17 protein-coding genes are annotated in these 17,163 nt (G+C 64.8%); 8 read left to right on the top strand and 9 right to left on the bottom strand.

All coding sequences use genetic code 11. From position 1 onward, the window contains the following. The first annotated feature begins 82 nt into the window (after positions 1–82). A complete protein-coding gene (locus tag CSW57_RS10375) occupies positions 83–1,807 on the top strand; it encodes a PEP-utilizing enzyme (protein ID WP_099382712.1) in 1,725 nt (574 codons plus the stop codon). Beyond that, entirely contained in the window at positions 1,804–2,820 is a 1,017-nt protein-coding gene (locus CSW57_RS10370; protein ID WP_223249174.1) for an NADP-dependent oxidoreductase, read from the top strand. Before CSW57_RS10375 ends, CSW57_RS10370 begins: the two co-directional genes overlap by 4 nt. On the opposite strand, the gene CSW57_RS10365 is transcribed toward CSW57_RS10370, so the two are convergent. Continuing rightward, positions 2,807–3,868 (bottom strand): NAD(P)-dependent alcohol dehydrogenase, encoded by a 1,062-nt coding sequence (locus CSW57_RS10365; protein WP_099382711.1) that lies wholly within the window; start codon positions 3,866–3,868, stop codon positions 2,807–2,809. The genes CSW57_RS10370 and CSW57_RS10365 overlap by 14 nt on opposite strands. A 101-nt stretch (positions 3,869–3,969) precedes the next feature. Here CSW57_RS10365 and CSW57_RS10360 point away from each other — a divergent pair, with 101 nt between their 5' ends. Next, the gene (locus CSW57_RS10360; RefSeq protein WP_099382710.1) at positions 3,970–4,545 is read left to right on the top strand and encodes a TetR family transcriptional regulator; all 576 of its coding nucleotides are present in this window, start codon (positions 3,970–3,972) and stop codon (positions 4,543–4,545) included. Here CSW57_RS10360 and CSW57_RS10355 read toward each other — a convergent pair. The 8 genes from CSW57_RS10355 to CSW57_RS10320 all read right to left on the bottom strand — a co-directional run bounded on the left by CSW57_RS10355 (position 4,504) and on the right by CSW57_RS10320 (position 11,904). Continuing rightward, on the bottom strand, positions 4,504–4,926 hold the full coding sequence (locus CSW57_RS10355) for a DUF6114 domain-containing protein (RefSeq protein WP_223249173.1): 423 nt from the start codon (positions 4,924–4,926) through the stop codon (positions 4,504–4,506). The two genes, CSW57_RS10360 and CSW57_RS10355, sit on opposite strands and share 42 nt — an antisense overlap. Next, the gene (locus tag CSW57_RS10350; RefSeq protein WP_099382709.1) at positions 4,920–5,492 is read right to left on the bottom strand and encodes a DUF6230 family protein; all 573 of its coding nucleotides are present in this window, start codon (positions 5,490–5,492) and stop codon (positions 4,920–4,922) included. Before CSW57_RS10350 ends, CSW57_RS10355 begins: the two co-directional genes overlap by 7 nt. A 139-nt stretch (positions 5,493–5,631) precedes the next feature. Further along, positions 5,632–6,426, bottom strand: coding sequence for a maleylpyruvate isomerase family mycothiol-dependent enzyme (locus CSW57_RS10345; RefSeq protein WP_099382708.1), 795 nt, complete (start codon positions 6,424–6,426; stop codon positions 5,632–5,634). A gap of 90 nt (positions 6,427–6,516) precedes the next feature. Continuing rightward, complete coding sequence (locus tag CSW57_RS24690; protein ID WP_223249172.1) at positions 6,517–8,367, bottom strand: HNH endonuclease signature motif containing protein; 1,851 nt, start codon at positions 8,365–8,367, stop codon at positions 6,517–6,519. Positions 8,368–8,728: 361 nt separating this feature from the next. Next, entirely contained in the window at positions 8,729–9,037 is a 309-nt protein-coding gene (locus CSW57_RS24685; RefSeq protein ID WP_223249171.1) for a nitroreductase/quinone reductase family protein, read from the bottom strand. A gap of 34 nt (positions 9,038–9,071) precedes the next feature. After that, complete coding sequence (locus tag CSW57_RS10330) at positions 9,072–9,713, bottom strand: histidine phosphatase family protein (protein WP_099382707.1); 642 nt, start codon at positions 9,711–9,713, stop codon at positions 9,072–9,074. Then, positions 9,710–10,309, bottom strand: coding sequence for a histidine phosphatase family protein (locus tag CSW57_RS10325; protein ID WP_099382706.1), 600 nt, complete (start codon positions 10,307–10,309; stop codon positions 9,710–9,712). The genes CSW57_RS10330 and CSW57_RS10325 overlap by 4 nt, the downstream gene beginning before the upstream one ends. A 47-nt stretch (positions 10,310–10,356) precedes the next feature. Beyond that, entirely contained in the window at positions 10,357–11,904 is a 1,548-nt protein-coding gene (locus tag CSW57_RS10320) for an AMP-binding protein (protein ID WP_099382705.1), read from the bottom strand. 218 nt (positions 11,905–12,122) lie between these two features. On the opposite strand from CSW57_RS10320, the gene CSW57_RS10315 reads away from it, so the two are divergent. From CSW57_RS10315 to CSW57_RS10295, 5 genes are read left to right on the top strand one after another with little or no spacing between them, the layout of a single operon-like run. Further along, positions 12,123–13,151 (top strand): thiamine pyrophosphate-dependent dehydrogenase E1 component subunit alpha, encoded by a 1,029-nt coding sequence (locus CSW57_RS10315; RefSeq protein WP_223249170.1) that lies wholly within the window; start codon positions 12,123–12,125, stop codon positions 13,149–13,151. Between the two features lie 19 nt (positions 13,152–13,170). Further along, the gene (locus CSW57_RS10310) at positions 13,171–14,196 is read left to right on the top strand and encodes an alpha-ketoacid dehydrogenase subunit beta (RefSeq protein WP_099382704.1); all 1,026 of its coding nucleotides are present in this window, start codon (positions 13,171–13,173) and stop codon (positions 14,194–14,196) included. 2 nt (positions 14,197–14,198) lie between these two features. Next, a complete protein-coding gene (locus tag CSW57_RS10305) occupies positions 14,199–15,611 on the top strand; it encodes a 2-oxo acid dehydrogenase subunit E2 (RefSeq protein WP_099382703.1) in 1,413 nt (470 codons plus the stop codon). A 12-nt stretch (positions 15,612–15,623) separates the two neighbouring features. Next, positions 15,624–16,010 carry a Zn-ribbon domain-containing OB-fold protein gene (locus CSW57_RS10300; RefSeq protein ID WP_099382702.1) on the top strand — a complete coding sequence of 129 codons (387 nt, stop codon included), beginning with the start codon at positions 15,624–15,626 and terminating at the stop codon, positions 16,008–16,010. Continuing rightward, entirely contained in the window at positions 16,007–17,158 is a 1,152-nt protein-coding gene (locus tag CSW57_RS10295) for a thiolase family protein (protein WP_099382701.1), read from the top strand. Before CSW57_RS10300 ends, CSW57_RS10295 begins: the two co-directional genes overlap by 4 nt. The last annotated feature ends 5 nt before the right edge of the window (positions 17,159–17,163 follow it).

Below are 17,163 nucleotides of genomic sequence, written 5' to 3'. Positions count from 1 at the left end.
CGTCTACAGTCTCAGTACAGTGTTACATGTCACAAGTAGTACTGCATCCAAAATATAGAAACTATTCAAGAGTCGAGATGAGATGACCGAAGAACGTTGGCTGGTCGATACCGATCCCAGCAACCGCCTGCCCGTGTACACCCGGCTGAACGCCAGCGACGTGCTGTCCGATCCCATCACCCCACTGGGCGCCGATCTCGGATGGATCCAGAACATCTTGCCCGGTTGGAACTTCGGTTACGCCAGCTTGGGCAGCTATTCACTGGCCGAAAAGCCTGATGTGGCCGCATCATCGGGCATCTTCTACGGCCACCTGTACATCAACCTCTCGATGTCGCGGCTCGTCGGGATCCGCGGTGGACTGCCGGTGGAGTTGGTAGACCAGCTCTGGTACGGCGGTGACCCCGACATCCCCGCCTACGTGGGCCATCCAGACGACGAGAACGCGGACGCCAGCCGCCGTCTGGCCGACCGCAACGCCTGGGCGCTCTCTACAGAAACCTTCCCGGAACTGGAGGAAGATCGCACGCTCGCAGACCGACTTCGCACCGAGCGTCCTGATCTCGCGTCGCTGACCCCCGCGGCCCTCGTCGCGCGAGCACGTTCGGTGATGCCGCTGGAGCGGGTCGCCTGGCGTGGCGAGGTGGTGGCCACCAACTGCGCCGCTGTCGGCCCCGCCGTGCTCGGCCAACTGCTCGGTGCCGATCATCAGGACCTCATCGTCACGCTTGTCGGTTCGGCCGGCGACGTCGATTCGGCCCTGCCGTCATATGCGTTGTGGGAGCTCGGTCGCCTTGTCCGCGCCGACGAGCAGCTGATGGCGGCCTTCGACGGTGGCGTCGCCGGGGTGGGTGCACGGATCGCCGGCATCGATCCGAAGTTCGACGCGTCGCTCGAGCAGTTCCTTCTCGACTTCGGATACCGAGGACCGAACGAGTGGGACCTCGGTTCGGTCTCCTGGGAGACCAAGCCCGACCTGGTCTTCTCACTGATCGATCGCCTCCGGCTGCAAGACGATTCGGCATCACCCGCCGCCCGGCTGTCCGAGCATGCGTCCGCAACCGACGACGCGTTGGCGCGTGCCCGTGCCATCGTGGGTGACGACGCCGAGGCGCTCGCGACCCTCGACGCCGCGGTCGCATCGGCCCGGCGGTTCGCAGCCTGGCGTGAACGGGCGAAGACCAACTGCATCAAGGTGTTGCACGAGGCACGTGTCCCGCTGGTCGAGTTGGGTCGACGGCTGCACGCGCAGGGTCATCTCGAGTCGCCCGACCACGTCTTCATGGCAGTCGACGACGAACTCGACGCCCTGGCCAGCGCGCCGGAGTCAATGACACGAACACTGGCCGGCCGGTACGGGCAATGGCGCGAGCTGTTCGGACTGGAACTGCCGACGTTCCTTGACACCCGCGAGCCGATGCCCCCGCTGTCGGGTCTCACGCGCAAGGGCGAATCGGCCGTCGAGGGTGTGAAAGTCGGTGACGTGCTGCAGGGTTCGGGTGCTTCTCCGGGCATCACCACCGGGCGCACCCGTGTCATCACCTCGATGGACGCACTCGACACGTTCGAGGTCGGCGAGATCCTCGTCGCACCGCAGACCGATCCGTCGTGGACTCCGCTGTTCATGGTGTCCGCCGGTGCGATCACCGACGTGGGTGCCATGGGTTCGCACGCCATGATCGTCAGCCGCGAGCTCGGAATCGCCTGCACAGCGGGCGTTCCCGCTGCCACCCGGCGGATCCCGGACGGCGCGCTGGTCGAGGTCGATGGCTCCAAGGGCACGGTGACGATCCTGGAGCTGCCGTGAGCAGCGGTGTCATCACCACCACGCGGGCGGTCTTCCTGAAGGAGCGACCGGCAGACGGGGAACCCCGTCCAGAGCATTTCGAGGTTCGTGAGACGGCTGTACCCGAGATCTCGGGCGATCAGGTGCTGGTGCAGAACCTGTTCATGAGTGTCGACCCGTCGATGCGGGGTCGTCTGGGCACTTCGGAGATGCACTACACCACCAACTTCCAGGTCGATGCCCCGCTTGACGGCTCGGCACTGGGTGTGGTGGTTGCCGGGAACAGCCTGATCCCGAACGGGTCGTACGTGCGCCACCGGTTGGGCTGGCGCGAACACGCCGTGGTCGACGCTTCCGCCGCCGCGCTCATCGAACCCCGGGGGCTCGAACTGCACCACTGGCTGGGGGCGCTGGGGCAAACAGGCTTCACCGCTTATGCAGGTCTGGTCCGCGCGGGCCAACTACGTCCGGGCGACGACGTCTTCGTCTCGGCTGCTGCCGGTGCGGTCGGCAGCACAGCCGGCCAATTCGCGCGATTGATGGGTGCGCGCACCGTGATCGGCAGCGCGGGAGGCCCGGCGAAGGCGGGGAAGCTCATAGAGGATCTCGGCTTCGACGTGGGCATCGACTATCGCAGAGAGCCGATCGGATCCGCACTTCGGACCGTCGCTCCGGACGGCATCGACCTCTACTTCGACAACGTCGGCGGAGACCATCTAGTCGCCGCGCTGTCATCTCTGAAGGTCGGAGGTCGAGTTGCGTTGTGCGGGATGATTTCCAACGGTGGGCCGGACCGTCCGGCCATCGACGTGTTGATGAACGCCATCCTGAAGCGAATCACTCTGCGTGGCTTCATCGTGCGTGACCACGAAGACTTGAGGGCCGAGTTCGAGGATCGGGTCGTCGGCTGGCTTGCGGCGGGTGAACTGGTCGCCGAATCCACCATCTACGACGGTCTGGACAACGCCGTGGACGCTTTCCTCTCGATGCTCGGCGGCGGGAACGTCGGCAAGATGTTGGTCAGCCTCGGCTGAGTTCGGCGGCATCGGCCATGTCGAGGACAAACCGGTAACGCACATCGTTGCGAGACAACCGCTCCAATGCCTCGTTCACCTGGCGTGAAGGCAGCACTTCGACATCTGCGGTGATGTTGTGCTCACCGCAGAAGTCGAGGAGGTCCTGCGTGTGTCTGCGGCCGCCGCTGCCCGCGGAGGAGAGGCTCTTGCGGCCGATCAGCAGGTCGACGGTGTCGACCGTCATCGGTCCGAGATGCCCTACCACGCAGAGGGTTCCGTCGAGAGCGAGACAGCGGAGATACGGGGCCGGGTCGTGCTCCACCGGGACGCAGTCGATGATGAAGTCCAGCTTCCCGGTCATCTCCGCCATCGAGGCGGAATCGGTCGAGATCACCACGCGGTGGGCGCCGAGCCGGGAGGCGTCCTCGGCCTTTCCGGTCGACGTCGTGAACACCGTGACCTCGGCGCCGAGCGCATTCGCCAACTTGACGGCCATGTGGCCGAGGCCGCCGGCTCCCACCACACCGACCGACATGCCCGGACCGACAGAGTTGCTGCGCAACGGTTCCCACACCGTGATTCCCGCGCACATCAGAGGCGCGACTGCTGCGGGGTCGAGGACCGAGGGACGGTGGTAGACAAATCGGTCGCGCACAACGTACTCGGTGGAGTACGCACCCAAGGTGGTCGAACCGTCACGTCGGTCGGTGCCGCCATAGGTCAGTGTCGGATAGTTTCGGCAGAAGTTCTCCTGACCCGCTCCGCACATGTCGCAGTCTCCGCACGAGTCGACGATGTTGCCCACCGCCACTTCGTCGCCCACTTCGAATGCGGTGACCGCCCCTCCCACCGCGGTGACTGTCCCGACGAACTCGTGACCGGGGACCACGGGAGACGAGTCCCGGTCGGGCGCGGAGCTGCGAACCGCGTGCAGGTCGGTATGACAGACGCCGCAGAACGTGACCTGTACGGCGACATCGTCATCCCGGAGCTCTCGCCTTTCGAAGCGAAAGGGTTCGAGTCCCGACGTTGTGGTGCTCGCTCGATAGCCCGTGACTGTTCGCATGTGCCCTCATCCCAATAACCAACCAACCAGTTGGATTCGACAGTAGGCTGTCGCCGGCTCCACGGCAACCAACGAGTTGGTTTTAGGTAGGGTGGGCGTTCATGGGCGACGCATCAGAGACCAGGCGGCGAATACTGGCTGCGGCCACCACGGAGTTCGCGGCCTACGGGATCGCGGGCGCCCGGGTCGACCGGATCGCCGCCACCACCCCGATCAACAAGTCGCAGATCTACAGCTACTTCGGCAGCAAAGACAAGTTGTTCGACGCCGTCTTTTCAGCGCGTGTTGATGCCGACGTGGACACCGTGCCGTTTGATGCGGACGATCTCCCTGGTTACGCCGTACGTCTATACGACTTGTACCTCGGGGACCCGTGTCTTGTTCGGTTGTTGTCGTGGGCGAGGTTAGAGCGCACGCCCACCGGTGCCCTCTTCGCACATCTACCGAACCGCGATGCCGATGTGCTCCAAGCGATTTCGGACGGTCAGGCGCGCGGTATCCTCATCGATGATGTAGATGCGGAAGACTTGTGGTCCATGTTGATCGCGTTGGCGAGCACGTGGGCCCAGAATGCCATCGTGTACACCGCGACCGGTGACGACAGCACGGAGGATCACAACCGACGACGGGCGGCCCTACGCGTGGCGGTCGGCCGCGCTTTCTGCCGAGACCGGTGAACGTGGGGCATCAGCCCAGGCCAGCACCAGGCTCGCACCGACGATGCCGAGCAACGTACCGATGATGAAGCCGCCGAAGTTGGCTGCCGGTAGCGCCACCAGCGCGATGATCATGGCGCTGACACCCGCGGGCAACTTCACGCTCGGACGCAACAACGAAGCCACTCCGCACAGCAACATCAGCGCGCCGAGCAACAGGGTGGATACGCCGGAGATGGTGCTGATGGTGACCAGGACGTCGCCGACATGGATGGTCGTGTAAGCGGGTAGCAGCAGGAACAGACCCGACAGGATGATCAAGGTGGCGCCCCAGAACGGACGTTGTGTCCGCCAGTTCCGGAATCGCGCGCGTCGGGGCTGAGTACTTTCCGTGGTCAGCAAGTCGTGGATCCCTTTTCGACGTCGATGCTGAAGTTCTTCATCGACACCGCGCTGGCGTTCAGGGAGATGACGTCGATGCGGGCTTGCGTCATCGTCGCGTTGGACGCCGTCTTTCCGGCTGTCACCACGCCCTCGGCCTGACCCGTCGCCGAGACGTCGAGTCCGAGTTGCGCCGGTCCCGTCTTCACGGACCCTCCCACGGAGGAGGCGTCGACAACCAGGTTGTCCACGGTTGTGTTGTTGCCTGGAACCCGGATGTACATGGTCACGTCGCCGATGAACGGAAGGCCGTGTGCCACAGTCGAGAGGCACACGTCGGTCAGTTGCGCGGATTCCATGCTTATGGCGGCGCTGGGCAGGTTTCCTTTGGTGGTGGTCTCCACCTCCCGGGCGAACACGGTGACGTTCTGTGCCGTGCCCGACGAGATCGTCGCCAGCGACGACTGACCGGAGATCGACAAGTTCATGGGCAGATCGCCGTTGGCGATACCTCCACCGATGAGTGTGGCGCCGACGAGGCCGACAAATGTGCACGCAGCGAAGCGGCGTTTCCGGATGGATCCCATGTGCGAGCCCTAAAGGTGGTGGGTGAGTGACAGCAGCGGCGTCTGATCACCGGGCACATGGGCAGAACCCGGCTGATCACGCTCGCTGTACCCATCGTTGCGCACGGGCAAACCGTTTGGTACCCCAGGGGGTCGCACGTCACACGATGTTGACGTTGTCCAATACGGTCGCAGCGAAATCCGAATCACCATCGATGGAGACGTGGTCGCGCCAGGGCGTGCGAGTTGTGCCCCACATCACAAAAGAGGTTGCGGTAGCAGTGATCACAGTGTCTGCGTCGATGATTCCAGCCTCGACGGCGAGTAGTTCGGAGCCGGGTCGCAGGGTCCACTCGCCGCCGCCCGGGCCGGAAAGACGGACGCCCAGCGGGCGATCGAGGACCGAACTGACCGGCGTGCACATCTGCGGCAGTCCATCCCACATCCAGCCGATAGCAGCGGTCAGCACCTCGCTGTCGGGTTCGGCAACTGGGCGAGTGACCGGGCCTTCGGGTGCCAGCAGGTCCACGTACATGTGGCACCACATGTCGAACGCAAAGGCATCCGAAAGTTGGTGGCTCTGGTACGTTCCCAGGTCTGTCATGGTCATCGGGGTGCTTGCCACACCGTCTTGCTGCATCATTTCCAGCACGCCCATGGCGCCGTCGGCGCTGCTCAGGAACTCGTCGGCGACCTGGGTGCTGGTCCAGTCGCGGCGCAGCGCCACGAGTAGTTCCTGCATCTCTTCGGCGGTGGCGGGAGTGAGTGCTCCGGGATCCTCGGCCGGGGGGTCCACCATCACCTTGAAGTTCGAACCTGTGTGTGCCACCAGGTCTTTCACCGACCAACCGGCACATCGGCTCGGAGCTTCCCACTCGTCGGCCGTGAGGCTGCGGACAACGTCCGCGTACCTTTCGGCGAGCTTCTTGCTCGCGACCAAACCGGCTGTGCTCATGGGGGACCCCCTCGGCGAACGACGCGCACACTGTGACGCGCGTCTCAACATCGATAGTCAATCAACGAACAGGTGACGTTGTCAAGTAACTCAGAACGGCGGTGGGGCGAGCTCATCCGTCTCCTGACTTCGTCGGCGGTTTCGTTCCCTTTCCCGTTGACGGCGTGCATGTTTGGCAGCGGTACGCGTCTTCTGTCGGCTGTCCGTGAATGGTGGTGACTCTGACGATGGGTGCCTGCGGGGCACCGGGCCGGCGTCCCAGACGAGACGCGCGAGCACCGGGAACAGGTCTTCGCCGGTCCAGGCTGGGCCACGATAGATGCGCCCTTCTGGCGTGATGAAGACGAGTCGGGTGCGACCGTTGCGCTTGTCCGGGTACTGGTCGTCGAGCCAGTCGGAGTAAGTCTTCAGCAAGTGGTGGAAACGGCAGAGGACCTTCATGTGGCCCGGGTGGGTATGCCCTCCGGCGGCCGGATCATTGTGGTTGTACTCGTGGGTGTGGTCGAGATCGGCGCCCCAGGCCTTGCGGTCGCAGCCAGGCCACGTGCAGTAGCAGTCGCGGATGCGTATGTAGCTGTCTGCGACTGCGGATGGCCTGTACGGGTTTCCCGGTTCGGCGACCGGCAAAGGAATGGCTTGTATGAACGGCGGCTCGACGGCGCCCGGGGTGCCCCAGACGTCGGTGCCCGGAATCGGCTGAGGAGGGCCGGAATACGGTGTCGGCCGGGCGCGGTCATCTTCGGAAAGGGGAGGCGACCCTCCATCGGCTTCACGTGGCACATCGGCCGCGCGTTCGGGCACCATTGCTTCCGTAACTGTGTGCTCGTCGGCAGTCGGATCGAGAGTTTCGCAGGCGCCACCGAACGAAGGGTCTTCGTAGCGGCCGAGATCGTCGCCATCCAGAGTGTGAGCGATGTCGACCAGTGCTTCTGCCCGATCGACCTCCCTGTACTCGTTTCCCATGGGGCGGGCGACGACTTCCGGCCTGGACGCGATGTCGCGTACATGGTCCGCACTGATCACCCCATGTCCGGCGAGGTATCCGGGGCTGTCTGCGCTGCCGTCGACGGTTGCTTGATCAGCGATCACGTGAAGAATGATCTTCACGTCGATCCCAGAAGCCACCGCCTCGTGGGTCGGGACCGTACGAATGTTGGCTGTGCAGGGGTGCTTCGGGTCGTTGGGGCACTGGCAGTAGAACTCGCGGGCCATCACGACTGCGAACAGAGCGTCGGCCATCCGGTCGGACTTGCGCCGCGGATCAGCCTTGCAGACCGACATCGCCAGCTTCTCGAGGCGCGCCATGATCATGGCGGTCTCTTCGGCGCTCGCGACCGCATCGATGGCGGACATTCCGTGCTCGATGTTGTTCGACCACACGCCGCGCTTCTTCTTCGCGTCTTCCCGATCGTGACGTACGAGGTCAGGGTCACGGCGAAATATCGTGGCGTCGACCATGTCTCGCATGCGGTTCTTCGACCACGATCCGCTTCGTTGCAGGTGGCCAGCTATCTCGTGGTCGATGTCGGCCATGAACGCTGACCCGTCGATCAGGTCGGTCCCCGAGACGATCGTGGCGATGTGATGCGCTGCAACCCGTCCTTGCCGCAGTTGTTCGTTGACTGCCGGTAGCCGGTCTCGCAGAGCCAATGCTCGCGACAAGTGGTGTTCGGCCCCTTGCTGTGTAATCTGCTGCGCAGCCGCCAAGCGGGCCGCGCAGACCGCGAATGGGTCGAGCGCCCTCAGCGCAACCGCCGCGTCCTCCAAGGGCTCGACCAGTTGCCGATGCAGCTGCGCGGCAGCGTCGTAACGCGCCCACTCCAAGTAGGCCTGGCCTGCAACCGCTGCCTCGGCGTTACGCAGCAGCTCATTGGGCCGCAACACCGCCGCGGCCACGATTCCGGTTGCCCGTTCCTGCTCTGATCTTGTCCCCCCGAACATGTGTTCGAGTTTATCGGAGGGGTCTGACAAACGCGCGGTCTCGCCGCACAGGCTTTGGGTGCGGGTCGTGCTCATTTGCACCCGGTGTGGCCCTCCCGATCGTCATGTTCGAGTACAACTGCTTGCCTCGACGTGACTCCGGCGTCGGCTCGACGCGGTATCACCGAACCCCGGTGTTCAGCTCCGATCGATCCGGAAGACGGGATAAGCCTGTGCCACACCAGCGAACTCGCTCAGCGGTGCCTGATGGGAGACCGGGATGTGGGGGCGGGCCCCCGGGAGCGATCTGCAGGTAGCAGCGCAGGATCGACGCGCGTTCACCGATGGGAATCTCGACGAGGTGCACCGGGCGCCGGTCGAGCTAGGCATCGCCGCCGGCTTCGCGCACGTTGTGCACCCAGTTTGCGTCGTCTCCGAGCATCGAGACCAGGTAGCGCGCGCCATCGTGTTCAGCGATCACCACCGGCAGCGATACCGGCCTGCCGGAGCGTCTGCCGCGCACCGTCAGCGTGGCACCGCCGCTCTGCTTGAACCAGCCGAGGGAATACAGATGTGCCGACAGTGAATTCATGAAACGGGCCAGGGCATGGGGCCTACCATCGCGGTACATCCATCTCTTCGGGGCGTACCACCACGGACCGCCGGCGTTCGATGATTTTGCTGGGTTCATGTCGATACGCTGACACATCGCCACCCAGCGTGCCTCAACGCAGGTGCGCGGTCTCATTCACGGACTGGATGACAAACCTCCCTGACCGCAGCACCGCGACGCGGGTCATCGAGGTGTAGCCGGGGTTGAAGAAGAACGGTGACGGAGCCTGCAGGATGTCGGTCAGCAGAGTGTTGATCACGCCGCCGTGGGACACGATGACGGTCAGCTGCCCTGGTGCGCGCTCGGCTGCCTCGGTCACCGCCACACGCATGCGGGCCGCTGTCGCGATCTTGTCGTAGTCGGGGATGAACTCGTCATATCGGCCCTCTGCGAAGGCCTTTCCCCGTGGCGTGGCCGCGATGGCCTCGGGCGTCGCGTAGGTGGTGCGATCGCTGTCCCATTCGCGAAGTCGTTTGTCCACGTGCACTTTCAGTGCGTGCGGCTGCGCTGCCAGCAGCGCGGTTTCGTGTGCTCGAGCGTAGTGGCTGGAGACGAACTGGGCCACCGGCTCCGCTCTCAGCCATTCGGCGAGACGCTGGGCTTGGGCGACACCCTCGGCGCCCAGGCTGGGGTCGGCCACGGCGGGCCCACCTGGCAGGCCATGGCGGACCAGGATGATCTGACTGGCTGTGGCGATGGTGTCCGCGGGGATGGTGTCTGCGGTGGCGGTGACCGTGTTGTCGACCTGTGTCATGGATTCACCGTGCCACGCAGGTGAGCGGTGTCGTTGATGGCATCGACAACAGTGACACCGGAATCGAGTCGGCGCAGCCGGGCCACGGAGGTGTAGGCGGGGTTGTGCCAGAACGTCTTGGGCATCTCGAGTACGTCCGCGATCGCTGCGTTGAGGATGCCGCCGTGGGCGACCACTACAACCCGTCCCGATCCGTAACGCTCGATCACTTGCTCCATCGCACTCCTGGCGCGGGCACGGAACTTCGGCAGATCGAGTTGCGGCACATAGTCTTCGAACCGGCCGGCCGCCACGGCGAGCAGCCGAGGATCGTCCGGTTCCATGTCTTCGAGTGCGACATAGTCTTCCGGGCTGATGTCGTCGTCCCACTCACGAAGATCTTCGAGGACAAGGTCCACCTCGCGGCCCAACCCGGCTGCGATGGTGTCAGCGGTTTCACGAGCGCGGGCAAGTGGACTGGAGACAATCGCGTCGACCGCCTCGTGTCGCAACCATTCGGCGAGTTTGCCGGCGTCGGCGATCCCCTCGGGCGCCAGGACGGGATCGCGAACCCCCGACACGGGTTGGCCATGCCGGACGAACAGGATCTCGATCATCGGTACCTTTCGAAAAGCATCAGGTCGGGGGTAGACGGGCGGGTGACTCAGCCCGCTATTGTGCGGTCGGTGCTCCAATAGGGGGCGCGTAGGGCCTTCTTGTCGAGTTTGCCCATCGCGTTCCGTGCCAGTTCGTCGACGACCACGTATTGCTTGGGGCACTTGTACGAAGCCATCGACTCCTTGGCGAACGAGGCGAGGGCGTCGACGTCCAGCGAAATACCCTGTGCCGGAACGACAAGTGCGAGGAGCGCTTCACCCAGATCGTCATCCGGCACGCCGATCACGGCGACCTCGGCGACATCCGGATGGGTCAGCAGCACGCGCTCGCTCTCGGCCGGGTACAGGTTCACTCCGCCGGACACCACCATGTCGGCCACCCGATCGGTGATGAAGACGTACCCGTCATCGTCCACGTAGCCGACGTCCCCAAGAGTCGCGACCCCGGGCAAAATGTAAGCGGCAGCGGTCTTTTCAGGGTCGGCGTGGTAGACCACACCACGTTCGGGTGGGGTGCGAAATCCCAGTACGCCGACGCTGCCGTGCTCGAGTTCGGTGCCCTCGTCGCCCACGACAACAGCTTCGAACGGGGGCACGGCCCGGCCGACGGAGCGTGGATGTTCCAGCCATTCCGCGGAGTCGATCTTGCATACGGTGCCGATCTCGCTGCCACCGTACGACTCGATGAGTACCTGACCGAACCAGTCGATCATCGCGCGCTTCACGTCCGGTGGGCAGGCCGAGCCGGTATGCGCCACATATTCCAGGCTTGACACGTCGTACCGCGCTCTCACGGCTTCGGGCAAGGCCAGCAGACGTTGAAAGTGCGTGGGCACCATCAACGTGGAGGTCACCCGATGCGCCTCGATCAACTCCAAGGTGCGTTCCGGATCGAAACGGCCGAGGATGACCACCGGTTGGCCGGAGAGCAGGTGGCGGATCGACGTCAGCGGTCCGTTGTGTTGCAGGGGCCCGACCACCAGATGGGTGCCCGCCGGGTATCCCGAGCGGCCTGCGACTGCCGTCGCGAAGTCGGCGGCGTTGGCCGCAGGCGCCGGCAGCCAGTGCACCTCGGTTCCGCGAGCACGCCCGGTTGTGCCCGATGTGTAGACCAACGGGGGCCGGGCGGGTCGCTGATCGGGAGCCGCTGTGGCGCCCGAGGTGGTGGAAGAGTCCAGAAAGTCAGCCCAGGTGACAACACCGTCGGCGGCGGGAGCGTTGTGTGCGATCACGGCGCGCAAGTTCGCCTTGCCGGCGGCTTCGGTCGCCGATTGCAGGCCGAGAGGCCCGGTGACCACCGCCACGGATCCGGAGTCGATCAACAGGTCGGCCATCTCACCCGCCTTGAGCTGGCGGGATACCGCCACCGGCCCCACGCCGCGGCCGATCGCTGCGGCGTGCGCGAGCAGGGTTTCCACGTTGTTCTCGCCGATCACCGCAATGCGTGCGTCGGGATCGCTTGCCAGACCGATGAGCCGCTCGCCGAGGGCGTCGAGGATGCCCAGGACCTCCTGCCAGGTCGTGACGGTGCGGTCGTCCACCAGGGCTGTGCCGGTGGGATCGGCCATCGCCCGATCGCGGATTCGGTCGAGCATCGACTCAGTCCTTCCAATACGTCCGTGTAGGCGCCCATCGTGCGATTTACTGCATACCAAGTCAAGTAAGACGCTGGGCCACGGATCTGCTGTAGTAACTTTATAGTGATTCTACTTACATTCGGCTACAGTAGTGGTCGATACTGCAGAAGAAGTAAACAAAGTCGCCCACGGCGTCCATGACTGCAAGGTTCGAAACGAGAGAAGAGGTGCTCGTGGTGACTTCGACCGCGACCAACGCAACCCGCGAGGCCATCGAGCCCGTCGGATCCAATGACCCCACTCCGAGCAAGGAAGTGCTGCTCGACCTGCACCGCCGCATGGTCCGGATCCGGCAGTTCGAGACCGAGGCGGGTCGCCTCATGGAGGGCGGCAAGCTCCCCGGCTTCCTGCATCTGTACGTCGGACAGGAAGCGGTGGCCGCCGGCGCCGTGAGCAATCTGCGCGACACCGATCAGATCTCGTCGACGCACCGCGGGCACGGTCACGCCGTGGCCAAGGGTGCGCAGTTCCGGCAGATGTTCGCCGAACTGTTCGGCCGAGTCGACGGCTACTGCAAGGGCCGCGGCGGCTCCATGCACATCAACGACCTCTCCATCGGCATGCTCGGCGCCAACGGCATTGTCGGAGGCGGCATCCCCATCGCCGTCGGAGCTGCGTTCGCGGCCAAGTACCGCGGCGAGGACACCGTCGCCATCCCGTTCTTTGGCGACGGCGCAAGCAACATCGGCGCCTTCCATGAAGCGGCCAACATGGCCGGGATCCTGAACCTCCCGGTGGTATTCGTCTGCGAGAACAACGGCTACGCGGAGTTCACCGCACTGCGCGACCACATGAAGCTCGAGAACGTCGCCGACCGTGCGCCTGCGTACGGCTTCCCCAGCGAGATCTGCGACGGAATGGATGCCATCGCCGTGCGTGCTGCGGTGGGGCGCGCAGTTGAACGAGCTCGAAATGGTGGCGGTCCGACGCTGGTCGAGGCCAAGACGTATCGGTACTACGACCACCAGGGTGTCAAGGGTCTGCGCAAGACCTACCGGACCATCGAAGAGGTCGAGGCCTGGAAAGAACGGGACGCCATCAAGCTTCTCGAGGCCCGCGCGGTCTCCGAAGGTGTTGTCACCGAGTCCGAGTTCGCACAGATCTGGGCCGAGGTCGACGCCGACATCGCCGAATCCGTGAAGTTCGCCGAGAACAGCCCATTCCCGGACCTGGCCGACTTCGCCCTGAACGTCTACAGCGACTGAACCCGAGAAGGCTGAACACATGTCTACTGCAACAGAATTGACGACAACCGAGACCTCCCCGGCCGCGCGTCAGACGACCTACGTCAAGGCCTACAACGAGGCCATCGCGCAGATCATGCGCGAAGACGAGGACGTCTTTGTCATCGGTGAGGACGTCGCGGCATACGGCGGCGTCTTCCACATGTACGACGGCTTGCTCGCCGAGTTCGGTGATCGTCGGATGGTCGATACCCCCATCGCCGAGATGGGCCTCATCGGGCTGGGCGTCGGCGCCGCTGCACGGGGTCTCCGTCCGATCGTCGACATCATGTTCATGGACTTCCTCGCGGTCGCGCTCGACCAGGTGGTGAACCAGGCGGCCAAGATGAAGTTCATGTACGGCGGGGAGGTCAAGGTCCCCATGGTGATCGCGGTGGCCTACGGCGCGGGTGTGAGCGCGGGCGCGCAGCACTCGCAGAGTTTGGAGAGCTGGCTGGCGCACACCCCGGGCTTGAAGGTGGTCATGCCGTCCAACGCGTATGACGCCAAGGGCCTCATGGTGTCTGCTGTGCGCGACGACAACCCCGTGGTTTTCATGCTGAACAAGGTGCTTCTCGGCGCCCGCGGCGAGGTGCCCGAACAGATCTACGAGATCCCGCTGGGTCAGGCAGCGATCCCGCGGAAAGGTGACGACGTCACCATCGTCGCATTCGGACGAATGGTCGCCGAAGCACTCAAGGCGGCCGACATCCTCGAGCAGTCCGGCGTCTCCGTGGAGGTGGTCGACCCCCGATCGGTCCAGCCGCTCGACACGGCCACCATCGTGAAGTCCGCATCCAAGACCAACCGCATCCTGGTGGTCCACGAGGCAGTGACCTTCGGTGGGATCGGTGCGGAAGTTGCCGCCCAGATCCAGGAAGAGGCATTTGACTACCTCGACGCCCCGGTCCTGCGGATCGGAGCACCGTTCACGCCGGTGCCGTTCAGCACCCCGCTCGAAAAGGCTTATGTCCCAGACGCGGACCGCATCGTCGCAGGAGCGCGCCGACTGCTCGAAAGGAACTGATCGTGGCTCAGCAGATCGTGCTGCCGAAGTTGGGGCTCACGATGCAGGAGGGCGTCATCGGTGAGTGGCTGGCCGGCGAAGGCCAGCACATCGCGGTGGGCGACCTGTTGCTGCGGCTCGAGACCGACAAGGTCGAGGTGGACGTGGAGGCCGAGGCCGAGGGCATCCTCGCCACCGGCGCATCGGCCGGCGATGTACTCCCGGTCGGGGCGGTGATCGGCTGGCTGCTCGGCGAGGGCGAGTCGGCGCCCGACGGAACGGCTACTGTCGCGAAGCAAGAACCAGTGGCTCAAACGCATACCGCTGCTGCCTCGCTGGTCGTGGGTGGCCCCGACGACGGGGGACGGATCAAGTCCTCCCCGAACGCGCGGCGGGTCGCCGTTGCTGCGAACGTGGACCTCTCGACCATCCGTGGCACGGGGCCCGGCGGACGGATCGTGTCCGAGGACGTCGAGGAACATCTCGCCGCAGCTCCCGCCACGGCACCCGAACCGGCCGCAGCGACTCCGGCCACAGGCAAGGTCGCTCAGACCGCCGGCGCGGCAGGCCAATTCGTTGGACCAATCGTTCGTCGTCGCGCGGATGAACTCGGCGTCGATCTCGCGGAGGTCGCGGGGACGGGTATCGGAGGCCGCATCACCAAGGCGGATGTCGAGGCGGCAGCGGGCACGGTGGCGGCTCCGGCGGCCATCGGCGGATCGCCGGCAACCGGCCCGCAACCGGGTGAGGTCATCCCGCTGACAGGCATGCGAGGCGCCATCGCGCGCAACATGATCGACAGCCTGCAGACGATGGCTCAGCTGACCCATGGCTACGAGGTGGACGTCACCGCATTGGTGGCCGTCCGCGAGCAACTCAAGGCCGAGGCGGCACAATCCGGTTCAAAGGCGCCCAGTCTCAACGACTTCGTCGTCAAGGCAGCAGCTCTCGCGCTGCGTGAGCATCCGCTGCTCAACGCGGGCATCGCCGACGACAAGATCACGCTGTTCGAGGAGATCAACGTCGGTGTGGCGGTTGCGGTAGACGGTGGTCTGATCGTGCCCGTGGTGCGCGATGCAGACAGTCTGTCGGTGGCCGAGGTCGCCGACCGCACTCGAACTCTTGCATCCGGGGCTCGGACCGGCAAACTGGGTCTGTCGGACATGGAGGGCGCGACGTTCTCGGTGAGCACGCTCGGCGCGTACGGTGTCGATTTCTTCACCCCCGTCATCAACCCGGGCAACGTGGCGATCCTGGGTGTCGGCCGAGTGAAAGACGGCTTCCGTTGGGAGGGTGAGACTCCCGTCCGCACGCAGGTGTTGACGTTGAGCTTGACCTTTGACCACCGCGCCGTCGACGGGGCACCGGCCGCCGAGTACCTGAAGGCGCTGAGTGCGATCCTTAGCCGGCCCCTGTCGTTGCTGGCCGGACGCTAGTCGGGAGCAGGCATGAAAGGAACCCTTGTAGACGACACCTTGTTCGCCCAAGTCGATCCGCCGGTGCTGGCCGGGTCGGGTTGCGCGGAGTGCGGTGTGGTGGTGTTCCCGTCCGCGATGCGGTGTCCTGCGTGTGCGAGTGCAGCGATGGAGCAACAGTCACTCCCGAACCGCGGCAGGGTGTGGACCTGGACGTCGCAGTCGTTCGCGCCGAAGCCGCCGTACGAGGTACCTGAGTCGGGTTTCGAGCCGTTTGTGGTCGGCTACGTCGATCTGGGGTCGGTACTGGTGGAATCGAGGATTCTCGGACCGGTGGTCATCGGTGACGAGGTGGAGTTACGTCTTCTCCCATTGACCGGCGGCGACATCTCCTTTGCGTTCGAGAAGGTCGCCGAATGAGCGCCAGGGACGTCTACATCGTGGGTGCAGGCATGCACGCCTTCGGTCGGCACCCCGGGGTGACCGGTATGGACATGGGTGAGCACGCATTGCGGGCTGCTCTCGTCGATGCAGGACTCGAATGGTCCGACATCGATGCCGCCGTCGGTGGAAGCAATGTGTCCGGCAAGCCGGATTCGCTTGTGTCGCGGCTCGGTTTGACCGGCATACCGTTCACCACCGTCAAGAACGGCTGTGCAACAGGCGGAGTGGCATTGTCGACCGCGGCCGACATGCTCACTGCCGGACGTGCGAATGTGGTTGCGGTCGTCGGGTTCGACAAACACGAGCGGGGCGCGTTCGGCTCGGATCCCGCCGCGTACGGACTCGGTCAGTGGTACGCCCGGAGCGGGATGATGGTCACCACCCAATACTTCGCGATGAAAACTCAGCGGTATCTGCATCGATACGGCATCGACAAGAAAGCGCTGGCGGCAGTCGCCGAACGCGCTTTCGCCAATGGCGCAGCGCATCCGATGGCGTGGCGTCGCACACCGCTCACCGCGCAGCAGGTTCTCGACGCCGCGACGGTCAACGATCCGCTGACGCAGTACATGTTCTGCTCGCCGGGCGAAGGTGGTGTGGCATTGATCCTCGCCCGCGGCGACCGTGCCCATGACCTGTGCGACAACCCGATTCGGCTCGCGGCTGTCGAGGTCCGAACCCGGCGCTTCGGGTCCTTCGAGGTGTTCTCACCCTGGCTGCACACCGACCCGGTGAACAGTCCCAGCATCGACGCCGCCGCAGCCGCGTTCGATGCCGCAGGCGTGCGCTCGGCTGATGTCGGCGTTGCGCAGTTGCAGGACACCGACAGTGGCTCAGAGTTGATCCATATGGCCGAGACCGGACTGTGCCAGCACGGCGAGCAAGCCAAACTGCTCGACTCGGGCGCCACCCGTCATGACGGAGAACTGCCCATCAACACCGACGGCGGCTGTCTGGCCGGCGGCGAGCCCATCGGTGCGTCCGGTCTGCGTCAGGTACACGAGGTGGTCCGTCAGCTGCAAGGCAGAGCGGAGGGTCATCAGGTGCCGAATCAACCAGAGGTCGGATTCACCCACGTCTACGGTGCCCCGGGGTTGTCAGCATGCACGGTCTTGACGGTCTGACTTCG

Source organism: Williamsia muralis, assembly GCF_002735905.1.
In the GTDB taxonomy this organism is placed as follows: domain Bacteria; phylum Actinomycetota; class Actinomycetes; order Mycobacteriales; family Mycobacteriaceae; genus Williamsia; species Williamsia muralis_A.
Note: the sequence above shows the minus strand (reverse complement) of the source record. Positions and strands in the feature narration are given on the sequence as shown.